The sequence below is a fragment of the Pseudomonas viridiflava genome, assembly GCF_003702045.1.
Lineage (GTDB): Bacteria > Pseudomonadota > Gammaproteobacteria > Pseudomonadales > Pseudomonadaceae > Aquipseudomonas > Aquipseudomonas viridiflava_C.
On record NZ_RBTP01000003.1, the window covers coordinates 125,839 to 147,076 of the forward strand.

Annotated in this window: 22 protein-coding genes and 1 tRNA gene; 8 read left to right on the forward strand and 15 right to left on the reverse strand. The window is 57.4% G+C overall.

Going from position 1 to position 21,238, the window contains the following annotated elements; translation table 11 throughout:
- Positions 1–243 precede the first annotated feature (243 nt).
- Genes nadC through ALP40_RS01080 form a run of 3 tightly spaced genes read left to right on the forward strand, consistent with a single transcriptional unit; the run spans position 244 to position 3,533 of the window.
- Entirely contained in the window at positions 244–1,092 is an 849-nt protein-coding gene (nadC, locus tag ALP40_RS01070; RefSeq protein ID WP_122206472.1) for a carboxylating nicotinate-nucleotide diphosphorylase, read from the forward strand.
- Positions 1,093–1,149: 57 nt separating this feature from the next.
- On the forward strand, positions 1,150–2,238 hold the full coding sequence (locus ALP40_RS01075) for an AIM24 family protein (RefSeq protein WP_183135983.1): 1,089 nt from the start codon (positions 1,150–1,152) through the stop codon (positions 2,236–2,238).
- Positions 2,239–2,291: 53 nt separating this feature from the next.
- On the forward strand, positions 2,292–3,533 hold the full coding sequence (locus ALP40_RS01080) for a VWA domain-containing protein (RefSeq protein ID WP_122206473.1): 1,242 nt from the start codon (positions 2,292–2,294) through the stop codon (positions 3,531–3,533).
- 68 nt (positions 3,534–3,601) lie between these two features.
- Here the strand turns inward: ALP40_RS01080 and ALP40_RS01085 are convergent, their stop codons facing one another.
- From ALP40_RS01085 to ALP40_RS01145, 13 genes are all read right to left on the reverse strand, one after another.
- A complete protein-coding gene (locus ALP40_RS01085) occupies positions 3,602–4,180 on the reverse strand; it encodes a TerD family protein (RefSeq protein ID WP_122206474.1) in 579 nt (192 codons plus the stop codon).
- Positions 4,181–4,216: 36 nt separating this feature from the next.
- Positions 4,217–4,792: a TerD family protein gene (locus ALP40_RS01090; RefSeq protein ID WP_122206475.1), complete on the reverse strand. Its 576-nt coding sequence runs from the start codon at positions 4,790–4,792 to the stop codon at positions 4,217–4,219.
- 29 nt (positions 4,793–4,821) lie between these two features.
- Positions 4,822–5,856, reverse strand: a complete 1,035-nt coding sequence (locus ALP40_RS01095; protein WP_004887478.1) for a TerC/Alx family metal homeostasis membrane protein — start codon at positions 5,854–5,856, stop codon at positions 4,822–4,824.
- A 26-nt stretch (positions 5,857–5,882) separates the two neighbouring features.
- Positions 5,883–6,332: a tellurite resistance TerB family protein gene (locus ALP40_RS01100; protein WP_122206476.1), complete on the reverse strand. Its 450-nt coding sequence runs from the start codon at positions 6,330–6,332 to the stop codon at positions 5,883–5,885.
- 52 nt (positions 6,333–6,384) lie between these two features.
- A complete protein-coding gene (locus ALP40_RS01105; RefSeq protein ID WP_122206477.1) occupies positions 6,385–7,569 on the reverse strand; it encodes a TerD family protein in 1,185 nt (394 codons plus the stop codon).
- Positions 7,566–8,159: a TerD family protein gene (locus tag ALP40_RS01110; RefSeq protein WP_122206478.1), complete on the reverse strand. Its 594-nt coding sequence runs from the start codon at positions 8,157–8,159 to the stop codon at positions 7,566–7,568. Before ALP40_RS01110 ends, ALP40_RS01105 begins: the two co-directional genes overlap by 4 nt.
- Positions 8,160–8,206: 47 nt before the next feature.
- The gene (locus ALP40_RS01115; RefSeq protein ID WP_122206479.1) at positions 8,207–8,911 is read right to left on the reverse strand and encodes an HAD family hydrolase; all 705 of its coding nucleotides are present in this window, start codon (positions 8,909–8,911) and stop codon (positions 8,207–8,209) included.
- A complete protein-coding gene (locus tag ALP40_RS01120) occupies positions 8,912–9,862 on the reverse strand; it encodes an HpcH/HpaI aldolase/citrate lyase family protein (RefSeq protein ID WP_122206480.1) in 951 nt (316 codons plus the stop codon). It abuts the gene before it with no gap.
- Complete coding sequence (locus ALP40_RS01125; RefSeq protein ID WP_122206481.1) at positions 9,862–10,956, reverse strand: cysteine protease StiP domain-containing protein; 1,095 nt, start codon at positions 10,954–10,956, stop codon at positions 9,862–9,864. The genes ALP40_RS01120 and ALP40_RS01125 overlap by 1 nt, the downstream gene beginning before the upstream one ends.
- Positions 10,949–11,707, reverse strand: coding sequence for a trehalose phosphatase (locus ALP40_RS01130; protein ID WP_122206482.1), 759 nt, complete (start codon positions 11,705–11,707; stop codon positions 10,949–10,951). Before ALP40_RS01130 ends, ALP40_RS01125 begins: the two co-directional genes overlap by 8 nt.
- On the reverse strand, positions 11,700–12,833 hold the full coding sequence (locus ALP40_RS01135) for a phosphoribosyltransferase domain-containing protein (RefSeq protein WP_122206483.1): 1,134 nt from the start codon (positions 12,831–12,833) through the stop codon (positions 11,700–11,702). Before ALP40_RS01135 ends, ALP40_RS01130 begins: the two co-directional genes overlap by 8 nt.
- A 76-nt stretch (positions 12,834–12,909) precedes the next feature.
- On the reverse strand, positions 12,910–14,052 hold the full coding sequence (locus ALP40_RS01140) for a trypsin-like peptidase domain-containing protein (RefSeq protein WP_122206484.1): 1,143 nt from the start codon (positions 14,050–14,052) through the stop codon (positions 12,910–12,912).
- 53 nt (positions 14,053–14,105) lie between these two features.
- Complete coding sequence (locus ALP40_RS01145; protein WP_122206485.1) at positions 14,106–15,104, reverse strand: ATP-grasp domain-containing protein; 999 nt, start codon at positions 15,102–15,104, stop codon at positions 14,106–14,108.
- Positions 15,105–15,223: 119 nt separating this feature from the next.
- On the opposite strand from ALP40_RS01145, the gene ALP40_RS01150 reads away from it, so the two are divergent.
- The 3 genes from ALP40_RS01150 (at position 15,224) to ALP40_RS01160 (ending at position 17,479) form a co-directional block, all read left to right on the forward strand.
- Positions 15,224–15,775, forward strand: a complete 552-nt coding sequence (locus ALP40_RS01150) for a DUF1523 family protein (RefSeq protein WP_122206486.1) — start codon at positions 15,224–15,226, stop codon at positions 15,773–15,775.
- A 229-nt stretch (positions 15,776–16,004) separates the two neighbouring features.
- Positions 16,005–16,442 carry a hypothetical protein gene (locus ALP40_RS01155; protein WP_122206487.1) on the forward strand — a complete coding sequence of 146 codons (438 nt, stop codon included), beginning with the start codon at positions 16,005–16,007 and terminating at the stop codon, positions 16,440–16,442.
- A gap of 56 nt (positions 16,443–16,498) precedes the next feature.
- A complete protein-coding gene (locus ALP40_RS01160) occupies positions 16,499–17,479 on the forward strand; it encodes a YiiG family protein (protein ID WP_122206488.1) in 981 nt (326 codons plus the stop codon).
- A gap of 83 nt (positions 17,480–17,562) precedes the next feature.
- Here ALP40_RS01160 and ALP40_RS01165 read toward each other — a convergent pair.
- Together ALP40_RS01165 and ALP40_RS01170 are read right to left on the reverse strand one after the other, a co-directional pair.
- Positions 17,563–17,643: transfer RNA gene (locus tag ALP40_RS01165), tRNA-Thr, on the reverse strand.
- A 24-nt stretch (positions 17,644–17,667) separates the two neighbouring features.
- A complete protein-coding gene (locus ALP40_RS01170) occupies positions 17,668–18,090 on the reverse strand; it encodes a prepilin-type N-terminal cleavage/methylation domain-containing protein (RefSeq protein WP_122206503.1) in 423 nt (140 codons plus the stop codon).
- Positions 18,091–18,316: 226 nt separating this feature from the next.
- On the opposite strand from ALP40_RS01170, the gene pilB reads away from it, so the two are divergent.
- On the forward strand, positions 18,317–20,017 hold the full coding sequence (gene pilB, locus ALP40_RS01175; RefSeq protein ID WP_122206489.1) for a type IV-A pilus assembly ATPase PilB: 1,701 nt from the start codon (positions 18,317–18,319) through the stop codon (positions 20,015–20,017).
- Positions 20,018–20,019: 2 nt separating this feature from the next.
- Positions 20,020–21,237, forward strand: coding sequence for a type II secretion system F family protein (locus ALP40_RS01180; protein WP_122206490.1), 1,218 nt, complete (start codon positions 20,020–20,022; stop codon positions 21,235–21,237).
- The last annotated feature ends 1 nt before the right edge of the window (position 21,238 follow it).

Consider the following 21,238-nt stretch of genomic DNA (forward strand, 5'->3'; position numbering starts at 1 on the left):
TCAAATACAAGTCGGATTATCTGCAAAACCTGTATGCAACGCCAGCAATGTCTTTCGCCACTTATATAAGGTGAGCATCTGAGCCGCTATGGGTGGATAGACCCCATGTTTGAACTTCCATCGCAAAGCTTTTTACAAAACCGACCAACAGCATGTCTCAATCGCAAGACATCCCCTCTGGCACGGCTGGGTTACAGGGGAGTGGTGCCTTATACTCGGGCTACTTTGTGAGTGGAGCCCGCTATGCCGAATTTACGCCTTGCCGCCCTGACCGCCGAAATCGAAGCCAATGTGCGTCGCGCATTGCTTGAGGATGTGGGCAGTGGCGACATTACTGCGCAGTTGATCCCGGAAGGACGACTGGCCAAGGCCACGATCATCTCGCGGGATGCAGCCGTCATCGCAGGCACTGCTTGGGTCGATGCGGTGTTTCGCCAGCTGGATCCCCGCGTAGCCGTGCATTGGCAAGTGAGCGACGGAGACAGGGTCACGCCCAATCAGGCGCTGTTTCATCTGGAGGGCCCTGCCCGCTCTCTGCTGACAGGCGAGCGCAGTGCGCTCAACTTTCTGCAATTGCTGTCCGGTGTTGCAACCCGCGCCCGGCATTTTGCAGACATGGTGTCGGACACCCAGGTCAAATTGCTCGACACCCGCAAGACGCTGCCGGGCCTGCGACTGGCGCAGAAATATGCGGTGACCTGCGGTGGCTGCCACAACCATCGCATCGGGCTGCACGATGCGTTCCTGATCAAGGAAAACCACATTGCGGCCTGTGGCGGTATCGCTCAAGCCATCGAAGCGGCTCACAAGATCGCGCCGGGCAAACCGGTGGAAGTCGAAGTAGAGACCCTGGCCGAACTCAAACAGGCGCTTGACGCTGGTGCGGACATCATCATGCTCGACGAGTTGAGCCTTGAGGATATGCGCGAAGCCGTCCGGCTCACTGCGGGCCGCGCTAAGCTTGAAGCCAGTGGCGGTATCAACGATGACACGCTACTGACCATCGCGCAGACCGGTGTGGATTATATTTCCATCGGTGCCATGACCAAGGACGTCAAAGCGGTAGACCTGTCCATGCGACTGAGCGCCTGACAGCCCGGCCTCTCCAACCGTGATGAAACGAAGCAGTCCTGATCAGGAGCAAACGCCTTGCAAGACTGGTATGTAATGAATGCGGGCAAGCAACTCGGCCCGCTGGACGCCCCGGCGGCACGACTCATCGCCCGCGAATCACCGGGTGCCTGGTGCTGGAAACAGGGCATGGCGGACTGGAAACCTATCTATCAGGTCGCCGATGTACGCGCTCTCAAGAAAGATGGCGTCACGCCCTTTCCCGATCCGACACCGGACATGATCCAACCCAAACCGCCGGCATTGCCCGCCCACGCATCGCCGCCCGCTGCATCGGCACCACCGACCAGCACGCCATCGCTAAAGCGGCCTTCCTTCACGCCTGTCCCCAACGCTTCGGGCGGTTATGGCTCCGGACAAGCCACTGACGGGGTGGATTTCAAGCTGTATGGCACGGAAACCCAGTTCGTCGAGCTGGAGCTTGATCGCGGCGAAAGCGCGGTCGCCGAGGCCGGGGCGCTAATGTACAAGACCTGTGATGTGCAGATGGAAACCATTTTCGGTGACGGTAGCAATCAGTCGTCAGGGCTATTGGGCTCGCTGTTCGGCGCCGGCAAACGCATGCTGACAGGCGAAAGCCTGTTCACCACGGTCTTCTCGCAACAGGGCGCAGGCAAAGGCCGCGTCGCGTTCGCCGCGCCCTACCCCGGCACCATCCTGCCGCTGAACCTGAGCGACTTCGGTGGCAAGCTGATCTGCCAGAAAGACAGCTTTCTGGCCGGTGCCAAAGGCGTCTCTATCGGCATTCAGTTTCAAAAAAAGATTTTGACCGGTCTGTTCGGCGGCGAAGGCTTTGTGCTGCAAAAGCTGGAAGGCGACGGCTGGGTATTCGTGCACATGGGCGGTACGGTGCGCAAAATCGAACTGTCGGCAGGCGAAGGACTGGATGTGGACACTGGCTGCCTGGCGGCCATGACACAGACCGTCGATTACGACATACGCATGGTGGGCGGCGGCATCAAATCAATGCTGTTCGGCGGCGAAGGCATGTTCTTCGCGAGGCTCACCGGCCCTGGCACCGTATGGCTGCAAAGCCTGCCATTCTCACGTCTGGCAGGACGCATGCTGGCAGCCGGCCCGGCGGGTGTGGGCAGAAGCGAACGATAACGTCGGCGATGTCATAGAGGGTGCATGTGCGCCCTCATCACCAAGGAAGAAACATGCTCATCACTCAGGGTCAACGCATCCCTCTGTCCACACTGATTCAAGGCACCGACCTGACGCTGTCGATCGCGATCACGTCTGCTCATGTCATCGACTACGTGTGCTTCGGGGTCGATGCCAGCGGCAAGCTGTCCGATGACCGCTACATGATTTTCTTCAACCAGCCCGCCAGTCCCTGTAACAGCGTCAAACAAGTCAACGGTGGCGACTTCCAGCTCGCGCTAGCCGGCCTGCCCGCCTCCATCGACCGACTGGTGTTCACCGCATCCATCGACGGGGCCGGGGCCATGAGCGATATTCAGGCCAGCCATTTCAGCGTTCGGGAAAACACTCAAGAAGTGGCCCGGTGCGAATTTTCCGGCGCAACGTTCGCGGCCGAGAAGGCCATCATGGTGGCGGATATCTACCGGAAAAATGGCGAGTGGCGTATCGCCTCGAACCTGCAGGGTTACAACGCAGGGCTCGACGCACTGGTGGTGCATTTCGGTGGCGAGATTGCCGAGGCACCTGCGCCTGCCGCCCCTGTACCGGCAAAGATCTCTCTGGAAAAGAAAATTGCCGCAGCTGCACCGCAGTTGGTGAGCCTGGCCAAGAAAGCACAAGTCAGCCTTGAGAAGGCCAACCTGACCGACACAAAGGCACGGGTCGGCCTGGTACTCGACGCATCGGGCTCCATGAATCCTCAATACACCCGTGGGCACGTTCAGGAAGTGGTAGACCGGTTGATTCCGCTTGCCGTGCACTTCGATGACGACGGCGCGCTGGACTGCTGGGCGTTCGGTGCCAAACCCCAACAATTGTCGGCGGTCACGTTGGCCAACTTCAAGGACTTCATCAAGACCGATCACGGCGGATGGAAAGACTGGGAGCTGGGCGCGCGTATCAACGACGAACCCAAGGCGATGCGCAAGGTCATCGATTATTACAAGCAGTCGGGAGACAAAACGCCGGTCTACATTCTGTTTATCAGCGACGGCGGCGTTCACCAAGACCGCGAAATCAGCAAGCTGATGGTCGAAGCCGCAAAACTGCCTATCTTCTGGCAGTTCGTGGGACTGGGTGGACGTGGCTACGGAATCCTGGAAAAGCTGGACGACATGGACGGTCGAGTCGTCGACAACTGCAATTTCTTCGCCCTCGACCGGCTCGACGAAGTGCCGGAAGAAAAGCTGTATGACTTGCTGATGGAAGAGTTTCCGGACTGGCTCAAAGCGGCCACGGACGCGGGAATTCTGTAACACCTGGCAGCCCCCCAATAAAAAAACCCGCCATCGCTGGCGGGTTTTTTTGGGCGCAATGCTCGGGGTTAGCCGATCGACACGCCGTGTGCTTCTGCCAGCGACTTGAGGCCGCCTGCGAAGCCTTGGCCGATGGCCTTGAACTTGAACTCTTCGCCATTGCGATACAGCTCACCGAAGATCATCGCCGTTTCGGTCGACGCATCTTCCGACAGGTCGTAGCGAGCGATTTCCTTGCCATCAGCCTTGTTCAGAACGCGGATGTAAGCGTTCTGCACCTGACCGAAGTTCTGCTTGCGCTCGTCAGCAGAGTGGATGGTCACTGCAAACACCAGCTTCTTGACCGTGGCAGCCAGGCCAGTGAGCTTAACCACAGCAGACTCGTCGTCGCCGTCGCCAGCACCGGAACGGTTGTCGCCCAAATGCTCAACCGAGCCATCGGCCGACTTTTTGTTGTTGTAGAAAATGAAGCCGGTTTCGTCCAGTACCTTGCCGTTTTCACCCACGATGAAAATGGACGCATCCAGGTCGAACTCGGTGCCGTCGGTAACGCGCGGGTCCCAACCCAGGCCTACGGTCACTTCCGTCAGGCCAGGTGCTTCTTTGGACAGGGAAACGTTACCGCCTTTACTCAGACTTACAGCCATGTTCTTGATCCTTTTCTAGAAGAATGTGGGGACGAATCAGAAGTTCATGCCATACGAATTGGCAACGGCCTTCAGACCGCCAGCATAACCCTGGCCAATTGCACGGAATTTCCACTCGCCAGCATTGCGATACAGCTCGGCGAAAACCATCGCCGTTTCGGTCGATGCATCTTCGGCAAGGTCATAACGAACGACTTCGGCGGAGGACTTTTCATTCACCACGCGGATGAACGAACCGCCTACCTGACCGAAGTTCTGCTTGCGGGCGTCAGCTTCGTGAATGGTCACGACAAAAACGATTTTCTCGACGTCGGCAGGTACACGCGTCAGGTCAACCTTCACGACTTCGTCATCGCCGTCGCCAGCGCCGGTACGGTTATCACCGGCATGCTCGACGGAGCCGTCGGCGCTCTTCAGTTGGTTGTAGAAAATGAAGTCAGCTTCACTGCGGACCTTGCCATTGGCGGCCAACAGAAATGCGCTGGCGTCCAGGTCAAAATCCTGGCCGTCAGTGGCACGCGGATCCCAGCCCAGGCCAATGAGAACATTGGTCAGGGTCGGGTCGGTTTTCGACAGCGAAAGGTTGCCACCTTTTTGCAGAGTCAAAGCCATGATTCGGTTATCTCCTATATCCAGTGTTTTTACGCTTTTTCTTCGGCCGGTTCTTCTTTACCCGGGAACAACAGGCTAGCGACGATACCGATTACCAGAACAACCACGACGACCAGCAGGCTGGCGTTGGCACTGATCTCGTAACCGTGATGGAAAATGTGGTTGGTCGCATTCAGGCCCAGCTTGAGAGCGATGAAGAACAACAGTGCGATAACCGCTTTCTCCAGATGCACCAGGTAACGCTTGAGGGCTTCAAGAACGAAGTACAGGGTACGCAGGCCCAGAATCGCGAACAGCATCGCCGAGAACACGATCAAAGGCTCGCGGCTCACGGCGATGATCGCTGGCACAGAGTCGAACGCAAACAGCACGTCGGAGATTTCAGCCACGACCAGACACAGGAACAGCGGCGTTGCGAACAGCGCACCTTTGGCAGCCAGGGTAATGCCGGCGTTCTCGGGTTTCTTGACCTCTTCTTCCAGCACCGAACGGCGTACGAAGAAGTTGCTGCCGTGCAGCTTTGGCCAGACCGGAAACAGCTTCTTGGCGAAGCGATAAGCCATGTGCTGGGAGTAGTCGATCTCTTCGTCGTCGTCATCACCGGCACGCAGCATCATGATGGCGGTCCAGGCAACGATGATTGCGAACACCACTTCGACCCACGGGCCCAGGGCCAGCAGGCCTGTACCAATGGCAACGAAGATGCCGCGGAAGACGATGGCACCGATGATGCCCCAGTACAGAACGCGGTGGCGCAGGCCATCCGGGATTTTGAACCAGGTGAACAGAGCCATGAACACGAACAGGTTGTCGACGCTCAGTACTTTTTCCAGCGCATAACCTGTGACGAACAGGGTGGCCACTTCAGAGCCGTGCTGAACATACAGAAAGCCGGCGAACGCCAGCGAAATAGCAACCCAGAAAACCGACCAGGCCGAAGCCTGGGCGAGCGTAATCGGCTTGTTCCCACGGTGAGAAAACATGTCGATGGCCATAGCCGTAATGGCCAGGCCAATGAATACGGCCATCGTGAGTGGAGGGAAGCCTAGAGAGGTGCTTTCCATTTAACTGCGTTCCTTAGGGTGAAAAATTACAGGTCGAAATCGGACGGGTTCAGGCCAAGCTCACGACAGATCGTGCGGCAGACTTCCCGCTCTTTCTCGTCGAAGCTGCCATCTGCACCACCGATGGCACAGCAGACGCGCACCAGCAAACGGGCGGCATCTTCTTTTTTCTTGATCTTGCCAATGGTTTTCAGTGCTTCGGCACGACCAATCTCAAAATCGAATTCGAACTTTGAACAGGCATCCTGAAAACCCTGGATGACGTCTTTCATGTCGAAAACTTTCAGTTCCTGAGAGTTCTGAATGAAACCCGCCATTTTCTGCTTTTCACTGGCGCTGATATCGCCATCGGCGGCAGACACCAGAGCGCAACCTGAAACCACGGCGTCCATGAATTCGCGATTCTTGAACTTCGAAACTTCGGTTGCCAGTTTGTCACGAGCCGCTGTTGCGTTTGTTTTCAACCAGTCCAGCATGTCTATCTCCTGTGAAGCGGCAGGGCCGGCTTCAGAAATATCGGAATGTTTTTTACTTGGAACCGGCAGCCCAGCGCATGCCCCAGCCGTAGGCTTTGTCCATGTTGCTGTGGCCATTGTGAAAATCCACACAGCGCGTCACTTTGACGGCACCGTTGTCATTTTCAAGCAGAGCGATCGCGCACATGCCCTGACGCCCACCTTCTTCGTTCAGACGAACCTCGATGGGCGGCTGGCCTGGGGCATGGATAGTGACCACTCCGTCAGTCTCTTTCCAGTTTGGCGCGCCTTCATAGATGAATGCGTAGACCAGAATGCGACGAATCTTGCCCCAATGAGCGCCGTTGATGTGCAACCACTCGCCGTCGCTGACAGAGCCGGTGCGGTCGTCGCCCATCAACTTGATGAAAGGTTCGGTGTTGAGTGAACCGAATGAATTGCCCAGCGCCTGAACAGCCCCTTTGTGGCCGTCCTGCAATTCGAACAGGCAGCCTACATCAAGGTCGATGGCATTGCTCTTCTTCATCGAGAAGAAGCCACTGCTCTTGGCCTCGCTGCGACGGTTCCAGTTCAGGTTGACGCGAATCTCGCCAAAGCCCGCGCTGGTCTTTTCCAGGCTGACCGAGGCGCGGGTCTTGTCCAGCGTGATCTTGCTCAGGCTGACAGTCGATTTGACCGCAGGCGCCGCAGGGGGCGGCGGCGCTGCAGGTGCAGGTGCAGGCTGATCCTGCGGGGCAGCCACTTCAACGCCGAAGTTTTTTGCCAGAGGCTCGAGGCCACCCGCAAAACCCTGTGCCACGCAGCGAAATTTCCATGCCCCCTGCCGCAGGTAGAACTCGCCCAGAATAAGTGCGGTTTCCTTCATGCCGGCAGTCGGAATTTCAGCTTCGATGCCACCTGTGATTGTCAAAGCCAGCCGCGACACGCTGTCGAAGCTCGCCTTGTTCTCATAGATGGTCGCGGTCAGGGCCACTTTTTCGATGACCGCATCCAGACGGCTGGGGTCAAGAGTGAAGACTGCGCGCCCGGTCGACGTTTCCGTCAACTGCACCGCGCCGCCGTTCACGCTTTTCTGGCCGTAGAAACACATGTCATGGTCACCGCGGACCTTGCCTGAGCCGGTCAGCAGAAAAGCGGACACGTCGATGTCCGCGCCCGCTAGAGGGGAATAGCTGACGTCAACCGTCAAGGGACCGGCAGCTACCGGCGCATTGGCGCCAGGGACAAGTTGGGTCATGCGCGTACAGCCCCGATAGCCAGTTCGACCAGATCATCCGCGGTGCGGCCATTGGTTGCCTGACCTACCGCGGTGAAGTCCCAGCCACTTGGCGTGCGCGACAGATAAGACATCACGACGCCCGTGTGCTGGCCTTTTTCGGAAAGGTCAAAGCGGCCCAGTTCGTTACGCGAGCCCAGGTCCACGATGCGGCAGTAAGCGTTCGCGACTTTTTCGAAGTTCTGTCCAGTGAAGGAGTTGACCGTGAACACCAGGTATTTAACGGTGGCAGGCAATTTTTCCAGATCGACACTGATGGTTTCATCGTCACCCGCGCCTTCGCCGGTGCGGTTGTCGCCGGAGTGCTGAATGGCACCGTCACGCGATTGCAATTGACGGAACCACACCAGATCAAGAGGTTTCTTCTCAGCGTCGAGCATGATGCAGGAAGCGTCCAGATCGATGTCGCCACCGCCACCGCCCAACAGTTTGCCGAAGAATCCACTGGCCTTTTCCGGGTCCCATCCCAGGCCCATGCTGACTTTCTTGAGGCCTGTACCAGCGGTTTTCTCAAGCGAGATCGTCTGGTTTTTTGCCAAAGTGAGTGCCATTTTTCGCTCCATGTGGACGACGGAAGTCGGATAAAAGTGTTACAGCCTTACCGTGTTGGCTCATCTTTGCTATCGGGATTGTGTAACTTGGCGTTAATGGGACCTTTGTAACGCCCTTTTCGCCACGTCGGATGGAAGTGACGCCAGTGCGCATCCTGCGCAGCGGCGAGCAATTCGTGATCGCCACGGGTGTCACCCCAGGCACGCAGGCGGAATTTGTTGAGTGGCCCGTAAACGCTTTCCAGCCGCGCCACCTTGGAGTCGCAACGGCAGTTGCTGCCCTCAATCAAACCGGTCAGTTTGCCGTCGATCACTTCAAGGTTGGTACCGATCAGCTCGACTTTGAGCCGGTCGGCGAAGGGTTGAAGCACCATAGCAGGCGATGCTGAACAAAGCGTGACAATGGCACCTTTCTCAAGCTCGGCCGCAATCGACTCCAGAGCCGCCGGGCGCATCAGGCGTTTCCAGTAGAGTTCGCAGAAGGCTTCAGCTTTCTGTTGCAGCCATTGCGCTTCGACGCCAGTCAGAAAAGCCTTGATCAGGCGGCCTTTGAGTTCATCGCGGGTGACGCGCTTGGTGAGGTAACCAATGCTCGGCAATACCAATCTGGCCATGCGTACGGAAAAGGCGCGCTGCCCAAAAGCGAATTTGAGAAACGGTACGAAGCTGTCGTGTCGGGTAATGGTCCCATCAAAGTCGAACACCGCCAGCAGGCGTTGCTCCACTTCGATTTCAAGGTCAGGTTCTATCATCTAGCTAACTGCCTCAGCGAGTCGAATGCTGGCATCCATGAACGAAGCGGGTGCGGGTAACACTCCATGCCATTTGGCGCGCTCCATGATGTGGGTCGCCCATTTGTAATGGGTCGCCGGTTCACACATCGCGTCGTTGTACTTGAACACGGCCGGCGCGACAGAGTTCAAAATCATGCGGGCCGAATTCAGGTCTTCAAGACTGACGCGAAGTGCATTCTGAATGATATTGACCTGTGATGGGTGGATTGCGGTCTTCCCGACCAGACCGTTGGCAATGTCCAGCGCCAATTCCTGCTGCAGAATGTCGGGCGTGGCCAGTTGCTCGAACACCGGAGCCGTCAGCGCAAAGCCTTGCGAGCCCATGACCCCGGCCAGCATGGGGATGACATAGCCCATCGGCGTTCCATAGAGCGTCATCGTCGGGTTGCGGCGCAGGCCCAGGCAACCCATCAGGTCGTTGCCACCGATGCGCAAGGCAATGATCCGTTCGTCGAGATTGGCTTTCAAGGCCTGCCCCAGCTCGACCATCGCGGTGGGGTTGAACACTTCGGGCGTTTCCAGCGTCGGCATCAGCGCCAGCGCCGGGTTGGTCACGGCCTGTTCCCAGCTCGGCAGGCTCTTCAACGAGAGCTTGGGCACCACAAAACCGTCGACATGCGCCATCAAGGGCCAGTCATTGAGAATGCGCGCCATCGCTGCGTCTCGGGGACGGACGAACAGCAACGGACCATTGGCCGGACGGCCGCCGCGATCATGAATGCGCGTCAGGACCTGACGCAGGTTGGCAAGCGCGGTGTCGACATCGGTCAGCGCAACGGCATCTTCCAGGCAGACGACCAGTGAGCGCAGTTCGGGAAGCTTTTCGGCAAAAACCACATCCAGAATGTCGTCGCGGGTGGCCGGCATGTAAAGCGTTGCCCCCAGTGCATAAGGCGAGAATAAGGCCATTAGCGCAGACTCCGAATGATGGTTACCGCCCTGTAGGGCCCAAGGGCACTGCCGACCTGCTCGACAGGGATGCCCGCTTTTTCGGTCAGGTGCATGAGCAGTTGCACGTCGCTGTCAGCGGTATCGCGCACCAGCACGTGATCCGGCACACGGCGCATGACCGCACGCGTCGCTTCCGCAATGCCCGGTTTTACACGATTCAGGTTGTTGATCTCAAAGCGTTCGGCCAGATGCGTGACCACCTGTGAGGCGGCCGCTTTGAGTTCAAGCCGCTGTTCGGGCGTCCAGGGTGTCACCCTGGCGACAGAACGCCGACTGCTCCATTGTTTCTCGATGTGTTCGATGAAACTGCGGGTGACGTCGTGCGGCTGCAAGTGATCGTAGACCACGCAACCGTGCAGCCCACCGCTGGCAGGCCAGATCGAGCGCGATACCAGCCCGGAAACGGTTGCGCCCAGAATGCCGGACGGGATTACCCAGTCTTCACTGGACGCTGCCAGCCAGGCGCTGCCGCAGGGATCAGCCAGCACAACGAGACGCGGCTCTTCAGGAAAGCGTGCATCGCCCGCCAGACTGCGCTTGATCTCGCCTGAGATCGCGCCCTTGCCGGTCCAGCCATCGACAAATACGATGTTCTGCGCACCATGAGTCTGAACGATGGCCTCAAGTGCCACGCTATCAATGCCACGGTCGCGAATGATGCTGACGCCGTAGTGGTGGGCTTCACGCCCCAGATTGATCAGCGCGCGACGCAGCAGCACGCCAAGCGGAAGACCGGCGCGCACGAACGACACCAGCACAATCTCCGACTCGAGACATTCGCGGTCCAGCGCCTGCGCCAGCGACTGAACGTCTGCGGCCATGCGTGCGCCGTTCTGTGCCAGCGTACGCTCGAACAGGGCCTGATGCGCCCCGCTGGGCGCTGCCTCCTCGCTGATCATCTCCGAATAATGCTTTTGTTGCGTCTGGATCAGGCGCTCTTTTTCCTCGACGTCGGTGGTCTGCATCTCCACACAACGCAGCAAAAAATGCACATCGTCTTCCAGATAGCTGCCGCTCCCCACGGTATCCAGCCCGTGAACAGGATTAGTCATGCGCGGCCCCGACAAACATTTTGGCCAACTGACTGCGGGCGGGCGTTGCCCACCAATGGCATTCGTCCATGAAACCCAGATCGGTAATGCTGTCGCCAAAACCCAGCACCGGTCGCTCACCATTCACGGCGATGTCGCGTCGCAGCCACTCCTGAACGGCGTAACGCTTGGCCAGGCCATTGGGCAGGAACGCCAGGTTGTTGCCGTTGCCATGCACATGCATATCGTCGAGCAAGCCCCGCGCCTGCACCTCGGCCAGCACACGCGTGAGGATGCTGTCGTCATGCTCGTTGTGTTTGGTGACCACGTAATGAAACAGCCTGGCCTCTTCGACGACCCAGCCGCGCAGCGACACACCCATTTCCTGGCCGATGGCCAGCGTGGTCGCTGACAGTTCATGCAGGCGCGTCTGATAGGCAGCGAGCGTCTGTTTCATCTGCTCGTTCCAGTCCTTGTCCACCTTTCCCATCAGATCGAGGATGACGCCGCCGTGGGAACAGATGGCACCCGCAGCGAAAGGCAGTTTGACCCGACTGTAGGCCTCGACACTGCGCGCCGTCACTGGCACGACATCGGAGTGGGCCAGCAACCAGTGGGCGAACGACTTCTGCACGTTGGTCATGTAGCCGTTGGCATTACCGCTGATGTCGAGCGTGGCAACATGCTTTTCACTATCGGCCGGGGTTTTGCGAGCGGTCTGGAACAAGGTGTCGTCCAGATCGACGAAAATCAGCGGGCGAACATCACTCATCACAGACAACCTCGGCGTTCAACGCTTCAATCAGTTCGGCAGGCACCGCCTGGCTCGGGGTTTCGGTACAGATCAGCACACGGTCGAACTGACCCGGACGCACGTTGTAAAGGAAGTTGGGAATGCCCAGCCCGTAGTTGTCGGAGAACGACAGCGCATGATCAATGGCATGGCCCAGGGCAATCGGCGAACGACTGGTCGAGCTGAAATGCACATCCGCACCGGCCTTTTCCAGGCGCTCGGCCAGCAGAAACGGGCGCCAGACGAACTCGCTGGTGCCGACCACCAGGACTCGTTCGCCTTTTTTGACCTGGATGCCGGGGGCCAGCGTGTCGTCCACCGACAGCACGCCCAGGCGTCCCCAGTCATTGGCCGTCACCAGCGGCCAGTCGCCCATCGCAACGGTGCCGACTTCCGGCATGTCAGGCATGGGGGCGCTGACATCTTCGTCGAAGGAGTAGGACCCCTGCAGCAGCGACACCTGCTCGGCGACCGCGCCCATCGATGTGCTGACCGCCCCCGCCGACCAGTCGGTCAATACGCAGGTTACGACCCGCTCCAGCTTGTCCAGACCCGCATCGACCAGTGCCCGGTGAAGGTTAATGAAGGTCTTGCCGGTGGACGCTTCATCGTCGACCAACACCAGCGAACGGGCGTTGAGCATCATGTCGCGCAGTGCAGGGTCGGTCGGCAGGTGGATCAAGTGCGCGCTGGCATGGCTGTGCTCTTCTTCGAAGCGCGCAAACAGATCGGTGCCCGTGGGATGACGGGTGCTGACCAGGTACAACGCATCCGGACGCGACGCGCTGTAGGCCCGGTGTACACCGGCGCCCAGGCCCACCGCCGTCTCGGCCATGCCGATGACCAGCACAGGGCCTGGCAAATCGGCAGGAATCTTGTGCGCCAAGTCTTCAAAACTGTTGAGCATCACACTTGGACGAACCGGAATGTGCCGCCCCAGCACCCGGGAAACGAACAGGAATGCACGCTTGGGGTTACGGCGTTCAGCGAAACCGAACAGTGAATCCGGGGCAATCGTGGATGCATTGACGCTCACATTGAGGGAGCCCCGAAGCAGATCAGCACGAAGCCTGACAGGTGTGGAAGTAGCTACGCTGCTGTCCATCGATAATTTCCTGATTGGCGGGGTCGCAACCCCTGGCGTCTGCCGGTCGAAACCCCGTTGAAGGGGCGTTTCGACATCACTCGCGAGAGGCTTCGACAAGCCAGAGCGAGGACCGGGCAGCACGCGTGATTTCTGTGGTGGTGTAGGTCCTTTCCGACCTGGCATGTGGCGCTTCGATGCGGCAAGCCTGCAAAAAGGACAGAAGCAGTGCGGATTTCACCGCGAAATTCATGTTTTGCCCGTCCGGCACCGTGGACGTCACCATCCCGATGACCGCCCCGCCGCTGTCGAACAGGGGGCTGCCGCTGGAGCCCGGCTGTATCGGCGCAGTGAACTGGAACAGGCTGGCATCGCTGTGCAGACCAAAAAGACCGGATATGCCACCCTGCGTCACCTGCAAGCCGCCGCCGGAAATGGACGCCAGCGGATACCCCAGCACGACCACGTTGTCGCCCGGTTCGCAGCCGGGGCCTTCGCGGAACGTGACCGGCGTCAGCGGCGAAGTGCCCTGCACCCGCAACAGTGCGATGTCGTTGCGTCGATCGATGACCACCGGCTCGGCCTTGTAACGGCCTTCCAGCGAGTTGATGTAAAACACGCTCATGTCTTCGATGACGTGCGCGCAGGTCATCACGTGCGCAGGCCCTACGACGAACGCCGTGCCGGTCGCAGACTGATGATGCGAGCCCCCGCCGTTCGGAGCGCCTGCCGGGCGCCGAGGATGACGATCATCGACTTCCAGCCCGATCTTGCGCCCAAACGCCGAAAGTCCGTACGACGAACCTTCACTCAACGCACGGAATTTCCATTGCTCGTTACGCTTGTAGAACTCGCCAATGATGATTGCCGCTTCGCCGTTATCGCGCAGGTCGATCCTGTGTTCGATGTCCGCATCGACCTGCAGATGCAGGCTACCGATTTCGCGGACCGGTCCGGTGGCAGCAAACACATAGACCATCAGCAGCACACGATCACTGCCCGCCGGAAGCCGGTCCAGCTTCAGCGTACAGCCCACGTTCTGTGGGCCGCCGCTCCACTCCATCCAGTTTTGTTCCTGATGCAGCAGCGCCGGATCGCCCTTGGGCTGACGCTTGTCGTCAACAGCAAGCAATGCGACCGCCGCGTACTCACCGAAAACCGAGGATCGGCCGCTCTCCAGGTTCCAAGTGCACTGCGAACTCGCTAAAGCTGTATTTGCACCTGGCGCCAAGACCTTCATGCCGATCCTCCCTGACAAGAGCGATTAGTAATAGCAAAAATCTATTGTGCGGATCATACAGTGGCCCGCACGGCAACGGTGATGGCCTTGACCCGAATATCATCGAGCCAATGTGTTTCCGGTTCTTTCAAGCCAAGACGTCGTGTCGCGAAAGTCCCCGGCAGATTGAGGCCTGTCTCCCGTGTGTACCCAATGCCGCCAGAGTAGCGCGGATTGATTTCAAGCAAATGTGGCTTGCCGTCGGCGTCGTCCCGAGTCTGCACATTGATCAGCCCATCACAGGCAAAATGCTCGGCGGCTTTTACGGCCAGATGAACCGCTTCGCTGTCGCGCTCGAACGTCTGATTCAACCCCAGTTTGCGTCGGCCGACAAACGCCACGGCCTTGCCCCGCTCACAGACCATGTCCACCGAACACTCGCTGCCGGGCATATAAGGCATAAGCAACATGGGCGGACGGCCCTCGGACTGGCGATAGGCATTCAGGTAAGCCTTGAAGGTCGTCTCGCGAGCATCAGGATTGGCGAAGCAGCGGAAATCGTCGACGCCGTCCTTGAAACGCCAGAAACCCTGACCGTAAATCCCGACGGTAGGCTTGATGCACACCTCGCCCGAACCGGACAGCGCGTCATACGCGGCCTGTAATTCGTGGGCGTCGTTCGCGGTAATACCCGGTATGCACGCCAGCCCGGCCAATTCGGCTGCGGCGGTGAACCGGCTTTTGTCATCGACATTTTGAAAGGTCTGCAGCGACGTTCCGCCCGTCACAAGGTCCAAGCCTTCAGCGACGAAGCGCTCACGCTGCGCTTCGTAACTGGCGCCCACGCGACCGGCCACAATCACCTTGACGCCGAGTGTGCGGGCCGTCTCGATGACCCAGTCGATGCGCTCATCGCTATCGGTGGGTTCCTGCAAGGCCACATCGGCCTGGCCGGTAATCTCCGACCGCAACTGGCGATGGGATGCGACAATCTGCACCGAGGCAGGTAAGGCGGCGCGTGCCCCCATGATCACTTCACGCTGGCTGGACTGCCCTTCAAGGAACCAAATCATGTGAATCTCCAAAAGACAAGCTCGCGTCAAACGGCCTTGTCGAATTTTGTAATAACTGTTTTGCTTCGAAATGTTCGGATTAGGGCAAAGTCACGCAATTTTAAACAGAGGATGCTGGTATGAAGTGGCTTAAAAGGTCGATTTGGCTTGTGGTATTCGTAGCATTCGGGATCGGCGCATTAAGCCTCTATTACGTCCTGCCGCGCCATGATGTCGTGATGATCACCGGAGTGGAAGTCAAAAGGATGGACGCAGACGGTGTGATCAACGCCGAAAACCCTGCCGACGGCCCGACCCGCGACGTGTACTTCATTAATACTGAGCACCCGGACAACAAGAACGTGGTGGTCTATCGCAACGAAGACACCGGCTGGAGCTTCCCGTGGTATTTCAAGTTCGACTCCGCCGACATCCAGGCCAAAGCTCAGGGCTACTCGCGTGACTCCCAGCAACTGGCGCTCATCCGCTACTACGGCTGGCGTATCCAGATCCTCTCCATGTTTCCCAACGTGACCCAGGTCGAAGCCGTCACCACCCGTGACGAGCCGTTCCCAGTGTTCAATGCGATCTTCTTCGGCGTGCTGACGGTGCTGCTGGTGATGATCATGGTCGTGATCCGCCGCCGCTTTCGCAAGCCGACTCAGCCACGGGTTGATCAGGTGGTGAGGTAACCACGTAAGTGCAACACAGAAATCCCGATCCTCCGTGATCGGGATTTTTCGTTTAGGGCATTCGCCCCCGCACTCTCCAGGTGCCAACGCTTTCACACGCCTGCAATCAGACCCCGTAGTTTGTGAACCAATGCTTAAATATGGCGTCTGTTACGCACGTGCAGGCATTACGCCACTCATGGATCGACCCAGCGCCTCCTCACAGGCGCCGTCAGAGGGATTTGAACAGATGAAAGAAACCTCCATCCTCGTCTCTTTCGTTGCTCTCGGCTTAGTGTTTTGCGCACCCGTTTTTGCGCAGGAAAACCCGCCGTCGCCTCCTCCACTCAACGTGGTGCTTGGCCAGAAACCGCTGCAACTGATGGACCACCAAGGCCGCTGCGCCCTGGCCGAACGCGGCCAGAGCCCACATGTGCTGGAAATGAACTGGCCCTGTCAGTTCAGCCCTGACAAACAGGGCAAGGCGCGTGTCGAGATGTTCAATCACACACCCATCGTCCTGGTGATGCGCAGCGAACCCGAGCCAACTCCCGGCACCAATTGCCTGACACAGACTCAAGCGGTGCGGTTGATCAACGGCAAACTCGAAACGTCTGTTCGCATGGACACCGCAGGCTGCGGCTATGGCGCAGACCAGAAAGTGTATGTAGGCCTGTTCGATTGGTAACGCATGCCTGTAATACCTTTTTTGACACCCCCACAACTCATGGAAGGAAGAGCAAATTGCACTCAAGAAGTACGCTGGCAGCACTGTTGGTTTCGATGGGGCTTCTCTTGGTCGGTTGCGACAAAGGCGACGCCCCCAAGAGTGCCTCGCACCCTGCTAACTCGACGCAGCAGAGCATGAGCACCGAGCAGGCAGAAATCGAGAAATACAACGCTTATGTCGACGCGGCCAACCAGGGCGAGGACTTCGGCGAGCTACTGGACAAGCGCCTGGAGCAATACGCCGGCAAGCTGGCTTCGGGCAAAAAGGTGACCGACTACTCGCTGTTCAGTCCTTACGACATCACCACGTTGCAGAAGAAATTGAACGCAGCGCTGGCCATCAGCTTCCCGATGCCGGAACTTGACGAGCCTGCAAAAAATACGTTGGCCGCACTGGCCAAGCTGGAACCGATTCATGGCGAACTGGCCAACTACAGCGACTCCAAAGGCTACCTTGCCGATGATGGCAAAAAAGCGCGGGCGATGGAGCCTGCGCTTGAAGCGGCGATGAAAGACGTTGCCGACGCCCAGGCCGTATTCTTTGACGGCATTCGCAAGCGCGACGAAATCAACACCCGAACGGCCTTCGAAAAAGCCGAGAAAGACACAACCGCCTACTACCGCGCCGGCATCATCGTGTATGGCAAAGAGTCCGCACGACTGGCTCGCGACTTCTTCGAAAGCGCTGGCAGCGAAGCAACGGCCAAGCCCCTCGAAGAAAGCCTGAACAAAACGGCCCAAATGATCGAAGGCTGGGACAAGAAATCCCGCGAACAGAAACGTCCGCCCAACTGCTCTATCACGCTGAGCGACCTGAATGGTTTCGTCGGCAAAGGACGAGAAGCGGTCAGCAATGCGCGAACAGGCCGATACAAACGCGAAAGCACCAGTGAAATGATGTGGAAAATCAACAACCCCATCAAACGGGACTCGGAAGACCTGCAACGGGCGTTCAGCAAGCTGATCAACAGCATGAACCGGGATGACTGCATCTGAGGCAGATACTCAAGATGCAACCGGGTGACTGAACGCAAAAAGCCTCGAAATCCGTAAGGATTCGAGGCTTTTTGCGGTGTTGCTGGTGCCGAAAACAGGAATCGAACCCGCGACCTTCGCGTTACGAGTGCGCTGCTCAGCTCAATTCAACTGAGCTATTCGGCATTGTAGAAAATACCAATCAAATTTTAGTTAGCTCTTACATAACCTGCGGTTACACACACTCCGCCAAACGTCCAGGTTGCACCGCCGCCTAGGCCAGAAGGGGTCAAAGTGCACGTTTCTGTAGCGAGGATACCTTTGAACGCATTTGGTGTGGCCGTAATTACGCCGTTGGTACCGATAGTAATTGTATTGACTGCACCAGTTGTGACTCCAGTAGGCAGAGTTACACCTACTTCGCCAGCTGTATCGCATTCAGTTATCGCAGCTGCCTGAACGGCACATACTCCAACGGCAGTTTTGACAGACGCCATTGCAGCCAAAACCTCAGAATAAGCTGCTTTTTTGGTGTAGTTCTGATAGGAAGGAATCGCTACTGCTGCCAGAATGCCTACGATCGCTACCACGATCATCAATTCGATCAACGTAAAACCTTTTTGTGCTTTCATCGCGTACTTCTCCGAGGCGTCAATTTTGTGTGCCTTGAAATGACTAAAGCACACGTCATGCCAATGTGGCACAAGTCTCGATTCACCGCCTCAGACCAGGCTTAACGCACGTTTCAACCTTCAGAAATCAGAAGAAACTGACAATTTTCGTCACATCCCCCACTCCCATTTGGCAGCACTGCCCGACTGCGCTATAAACCTTCCACTGTCTGCATCTGGTGGTTCTATGAGTGATGTCGTTGTCCTTACCGGCCTTGCGAAGCAATTGGTCGTCGCTGAGCTTCTTTCCGAAAAAGCTGCCCAACAAGCTTTTCAACAGGCGCGGCGGGACAAGATGTCGCTGGTCAGCTATCTGGTCCAAAATAAACTGGTCAAGAGTCTGACTCTGGCAGAAATGGCCTCCGAGCAGTTCGGTGTGCCATTCATGGACCTGTCCAGTCTCGACAAGGAGAGCCAGCCTAAAGGCTTGGTCAGTGAGAAACTCGCACGCCAACATCACGCGCTGCCGCTATGGCGTCGAGGCAACAGACTCTTTATTGGCATCTCGGACCCGACCAATCATCAGGCGGTGACCGATATCCAGTTCAGCACCGGCCTGAACACTGAAGCGATTCTGGTAGAAGACGACAAACTCAGTGTTGCCCTCGACAAGTTTTTTGACAGCGACAGTGGTTTGGGGTCATTGGCCGACATCGACCTGGATCTGGACATCGACCCGGGCGAAAGCGCCAAAGAAACATCGATTACCAGCCGTGACGACGCAGATGATGCGCCAGTGGTGCGCTTCGTCAATAAAATGCTGCTGGACGCCATTCGCCTGGGCTCGTCCGATTTGCACTTTGAGCCTTATGAAAAAGTATTTCGCGTTCGCTTTCGTACCGACGGCATTCTGCACGAAGCAGCCAGACCCCCGATCAATCTGGCAAACCGCATTGCTGCGCGTCTGAAAGTCATGGCCAGCCTGGACATCTCGGAACGGCGCAAGCCTCAGGACGGTCGCGTCAAGCTGCGCGTCTCCAAGACCAAGTCCATCGATTTCCGTATGAACACGTTGCCGACCCTATGGGGCGAAAAGATCGTAATGCGTATCCTCGACCCGACCAGTGCCCAGATGGGCATTGATGCGTTGGGTTATGAACCGGATCAGAAAGAGCTGTATCTAGAGGCGCTCAAACAGCCGCAGGGCATGATTCTGGTTACTGGCCCCACCGGCTCGGGCAAAACCGTCTCGTTGTACACCGGCCTCAATATCCTCAATACCGTGAACATCAATATTTCGACCGCCGAAGACCCGGTGGAGATCAACCTGGAGGGTGTCAACCAAGTCAACGTGAACCCGCGCCAAGGCATGGACTTCTCCCAGGCGCTGCGTGCGTTTCTGCGTCAGGACCCGGACGTGATCATGGTCGGTGAGATCCGCGATCTGGAAACAGCCGAGATTGCGATCAAAGCCTCGCAGACCGGCCACATGGTGTTGTCGACACTGCACACCAACAGCGCAGCGGAAACTTTGACCCGCTTGCATCACATGGGTGTCGCGGCGTTCAACATCGCCACCGCGATCAATCTGATCATTGCCCAACGACTGGCGCGCAAGCTGTGTAACCATTGCAAGAAAGAAGTCGACGTGCCCCACGACACGCTGATCAAAGAAGGCTTCCCAGCCTCAAAAGTCGGCTCATTCAAATTGTATGGGCCGGTCGGGTGCGAGCATTGCAACGGGGGTTATAGAGGCCGAGTCGGGATTTACGAAGTCGTGAAAAAAACGCCTGAACTGGAGCGCATCATCATGGAAGAGGGCAACTCGCTGGAGATTTCCAGGCAGATGCGCAAGGATGGTTTCAATGACCTGCGAACATCCGGCCTGTCGAAAGCCATGCAGGGTATTACCAGCCTGGAAGAAGTCAATCGCGTGACCAAGGATTAAGCATGGCCAGTAAAGCAGTCAAAGTCAGTGTTTTCACCTGGGAAGGCGTAGACAAGAAAGGCAGTAAGATCAGTGGCGAATTGAGCGGCCATAACCCGGCGCTGATCAAGGCTCAACTGCGTAAGCAGGGCATCAACCCGACCAAAGTGCGCAAAAAGACTGTCTCGATATTTGGCAAAGGCAAGAAAATCAAGCCACTGGACATTGCCTTTTTCTCGCGACAAATGGCGACGATGATGAAAGCTGGCGTTCCACTGCTCCAGTCTTTCGACATTATCAGCGAAGGCTCGGAAAACCCGAACATGCGTACGCTCGTCGACTCGCTTAAACAGCAAGTGTCGGCGGGTAATAGTTTTGCAACTGCACTGCGTCAAAAGCCCGAGTATTTCGATGATTTATTCTGCAATCTCGTGGACGCAGGTGAGCAAGCTGGCGCCCTTGAAAGTCTTCTGGACCGTGTAGCCACTTACAAGGAAAAGACCGAAAAGCTCAAAGCCAAAATCAAGAAGGCCATGACTTACCCGGCGGCCGTTTTGGTCGTCGCCATTATTGTTTCGGGTATTCTGCTTATCAAAGTGGTTCCCCAATTTCAGTCGGTCTTCGCCAGTTTCGGAGCGGAACTGCCCGCATTCACACTCATGGTCATCGGGCTTTCGGAGATCGTTCAGAACTGGTGGCTCATCATCCTTGCTTTGGCCATTGGTGGCGCGTTCATGTTCAAGCGGGCTTACAAGCAGTCGCAAAAACTTCGCGACAGCATTGACAGGTTTTTATTGAAAATACCCATTATCGGCCCGCTGATTTTCAAATCATCGGTAGCCCGCTACGCGCGAACATTAGCCACTACCTTCGCTGCGGGCGTTCCATTAGTCGAAGCGCTTGACTCCGTTGCAGGCGCTACCGGGAATGTGGTGTTTCGCAACGCAGTGCAAAAGGTCAAACAAGATGTTTCCACCGGCATGCAGCTTAACTTTTCAATGCGTTCAACCGGTGTGTTCCCCAGCTTGGCCATTCAAATGACCGCCATCGGAGAGGAGTCCGGTGCGCTGGACAGCATGCTCGATAAGGTCGCCACTTATTACGAAGATGAAGTGGATAACATGGTCGACAGCCTAACAAGCCTCATGGAGCCAATGATCATGGCTGTTCTCGGCGTCATCGTAGGTGGTTTGGTCATTGCCATGTATCTGCCTATTTTCAAACTCGGAAGCGTCACCTGAC

What these genes read in the sequence shown, in the direction of transcription:
- nadC (WP_122206472.1), top strand. Translation starts at nt 244, where the DNA reads ATGCCGAATTTACGCCTTGCCGCCCTGACCGCCGAAATCGAAGCCAAT.
- ALP40_RS01080 (WP_122206473.1), top strand. Translation starts at nt 2,292, where the DNA reads ATGCTCATCACTCAGGGTCAACGCATCCCTCTGTCCACACTGATTCAA.
- ALP40_RS01085 (WP_122206474.1), bottom strand. Translation starts at nt 4,180, where the DNA reads ATGGCTGTAAGTCTGAGTAAAGGCGGTAACGTTTCCCTGTCCAAAGAA.
- ALP40_RS01090 (WP_122206475.1), bottom strand. Translation starts at nt 4,792, where the DNA reads ATGGCTTTGACTCTGCAAAAAGGTGGCAACCTTTCGCTGTCGAAAACC.
- ALP40_RS01095 (WP_004887478.1), bottom strand. Translation starts at nt 5,856, where the DNA reads ATGGAAAGCACCTCTCTAGGCTTCCCTCCACTCACGATGGCCGTATTC.
- ALP40_RS01100 (WP_122206476.1), bottom strand. Translation starts at nt 6,332, where the DNA reads ATGCTGGACTGGTTGAAAACAAACGCAACAGCGGCTCGTGACAAACTG.
- ALP40_RS01105 (WP_122206477.1), bottom strand. Translation starts at nt 7,569, where the DNA reads ATGACCCAACTTGTCCCTGGCGCCAATGCGCCGGTAGCTGCCGGTCCC.
- ALP40_RS01110 (WP_122206478.1), bottom strand. Translation starts at nt 8,159, where the DNA reads ATGGCACTCACTTTGGCAAAAAACCAGACGATCTCGCTTGAGAAAACC.
- ALP40_RS01115 (WP_122206479.1), bottom strand. Translation starts at nt 8,911, where the DNA reads ATGATAGAACCTGACCTTGAAATCGAAGTGGAGCAACGCCTGCTGGCG.
- ALP40_RS01120 (WP_122206480.1), bottom strand. Translation starts at nt 9,862, where the DNA reads ATGGCCTTATTCTCGCCTTATGCACTGGGGGCAACGCTTTACATGCCG.
- ALP40_RS01125 (WP_122206481.1), bottom strand. Translation starts at nt 10,956, where the DNA reads ATGACTAATCCTGTTCACGGGCTGGATACCGTGGGGAGCGGCAGCTAT.
- ALP40_RS01130 (WP_122206482.1), bottom strand. Translation starts at nt 11,707, where the DNA reads ATGAGTGATGTTCGCCCGCTGATTTTCGTCGATCTGGACGACACCTTG.
- ALP40_RS01135 (WP_122206483.1), bottom strand. Translation starts at nt 12,833, where the DNA reads ATGGACAGCAGCGTAGCTACTTCCACACCTGTCAGGCTTCGTGCTGAT.
- ALP40_RS01140 (WP_122206484.1), bottom strand. Translation starts at nt 14,052, where the DNA reads ATGAAGGTCTTGGCGCCAGGTGCAAATACAGCTTTAGCGAGTTCGCAG.
- ALP40_RS01145 (WP_122206485.1), bottom strand. Translation starts at nt 15,104, where the DNA reads ATGATTTGGTTCCTTGAAGGGCAGTCCAGCCAGCGTGAAGTGATCATG.
- ALP40_RS01150 (WP_122206486.1), top strand. Translation starts at nt 15,224, where the DNA reads ATGAAGTGGCTTAAAAGGTCGATTTGGCTTGTGGTATTCGTAGCATTC.
- ALP40_RS01155 (WP_122206487.1), top strand. Translation starts at nt 16,005, where the DNA reads ATGAAAGAAACCTCCATCCTCGTCTCTTTCGTTGCTCTCGGCTTAGTG.
- ALP40_RS01170 (WP_122206503.1), bottom strand. Translation starts at nt 18,090, where the DNA reads ATGAAAGCACAAAAAGGTTTTACGTTGATCGAATTGATGATCGTGGTA.
- pilB (WP_122206489.1), top strand. Translation starts at nt 18,317, where the DNA reads ATGAGTGATGTCGTTGTCCTTACCGGCCTTGCGAAGCAATTGGTCGTC.
- ALP40_RS01180 (WP_122206490.1), top strand. Translation starts at nt 20,020, where the DNA reads ATGGCCAGTAAAGCAGTCAAAGTCAGTGTTTTCACCTGGGAAGGCGTA.